The sequence below is a fragment of the Roseateles sp. genome (genome assembly GCF_036404855.1).
Classification (GTDB): domain Bacteria; phylum Pseudomonadota; class Gammaproteobacteria; order Burkholderiales; family Burkholderiaceae_C; genus Pelomonas.
Window position 1 is genome coordinate 1 of the sequence record NZ_DASWYS010000184.1, and the last position, 1,624, is coordinate 1,624.

A 1,624-nucleotide genomic window follows, 5' to 3' on the forward strand; every position below is an offset into this window, starting at 1 on the left:
TTCGGCATCGCCCTTTACCCCGACGACGGCCAGGACACCCACGGCCTGCTCAGGCACGCCGACGCCGACATGTATGCCCGCAGACAAGCCAACGATGCCGAAACGCCTTGACCTCGACGCACTGCGTCGTCACGCCGTGGCGCGCAGCCTCTTCACGCCCACCACGCTGCTCAAGGCCGTCGAGCGGCTTGGGGGTTTCGTGCAGGCCGATCCGCTGCGGGCGCCAGCGCGCGCCCAGGACCTGACGCTGCGCCACCGCGTCAAGGGTTACCAGGCCGGCGACCTCGAGCGCCGCTACCCGCGCCTGCCCCTGCAGGAGGACTTCTTCATCAACTACGGCTTCGTCACGCCCGAGCTGCGCGCGCTGATGCACCCGCGCACAACGCGCGGCGTGTGGGACAAGGCGCGCTGGAAGCTCGCCAATGCCGTCATGGCCGAGGTGGAGCGCCTCGGCGAAGCTCATCCGGCCCAGGTCGATGCGGCGCTGGATCACGGGCCGGTAAGGAACTGGTTCGGCGGCAACAGCCGGCTCTCGACCGAGCTGCTCGACGGCCTGCACTACCGCGGCCACCTCGACGTGGTGCGGCGCGAAAGCGGCACCCGTGTCTACCGGCTGGGGCCGGCCTGGCAGGCCCACGAGGACCCGCAGGCGGCCATGGATGCGATGGCCGACGTGCTTGCCCAGAAGTACGCGCCGCTGCCTGCAGGCAGCCTGTCCACACTGATCAGCATGCTGGCGAGCGGTGCACGGCAGTGGAGCGACTTGCGCCGCACCACCTTCGCACGCGCCAAGGCACGTCTGGCCCATGCGCGAGTGGACGGCACGGACTGGTACTGGCCTGCTGGCGAAGACCCGACTCGCGGCTGGCGTATCCCCGGCCAGGTTCGCCTGCTGGCGCCCTTCGACCCGATCGTCTGGGACCGCCGCCGCTTCGAGCTGCTGTGGGGCTGGGCCTACCGATTCGAGGCCTACACGCCAGCGGCGAAGCGCGTGCGCGGCCACTACGCCCTGCCGCTGCTGTGGCGCGACCAGGTCATCGGCTGGGCCAATGCCGGCGTCAGGAACGGCCGGCTGCAGGTGGACTGCGGCTACGTCGCCGGCCGTGCGCCGCGCGACGCGGACTTCAAGATTGCGTTGGATGAGGAGATTGAACGCATGGCGGCTTTTCTGGGCACGACGACTTGACGGGGATCAAACTGCCGCCCTGAGCCGACGCGCAGCATGACCGTTCTTCAGTCAAGACTGCCGTCGCCATGCCCACCCTGCCCCGAAAACCCGACTCCCGTCCAGCCCGCCGTGCCGCCGGCCGACGCACGACCTCCGGCGACACGCCACCGCAACTCGACGCCGCCAGCCTCGAGCAACACCGCGTCAGCCGGGCCACGACGCGCCAGCAGGTGGTGGGCAGCGAGACCCTGGCGGAACTGCTGCGGCGACACCGCCAGCAGGAAAGCAGCCACGAGGCCCTTGCGGACGAGCTGGCCACGCTGCTGGACGGCAGCTCGCCCGATGAGCGGCGCCACCTGCGCCGCGCGTTGCGCCAGCACGAGCAGGCCGTCGCGCCGCCCGACGCGGCGGATGCCGACGGCGAGCTGAGCCCCGGCTGGCGGCAGGGCGGCTACC

1 protein-coding gene and 1 pseudogene are annotated in these 1,624 nt (G+C 71.0%); both read left to right on the plus strand.

The annotated features are described in order from the left end of the window. Positions 1–94: 94 nt before the first annotated feature. Positions 95–1,186: a DNA glycosylase AlkZ-like family protein gene (locus VGF12_RS12385; protein ID WP_331176346.1), complete on the plus strand. Its 1,092-nt coding sequence runs from the start codon at positions 95–97 to the stop codon at positions 1,184–1,186. 68 nt (positions 1,187–1,254) lie between these two features. Further along, positions 1,255–1,624 (plus strand): annotated as a pseudogene (locus VGF12_RS12390) (hypothetical protein); the annotation flags it as partial.

Coding starts and splice junctions, on each gene's coding strand:
- VGF12_RS12385 (WP_331176346.1), top strand. CDS start 95: ATGCCGAAACGCCTTGACCTCGACGCACTGCGTCGTCACGCCGTGGCG.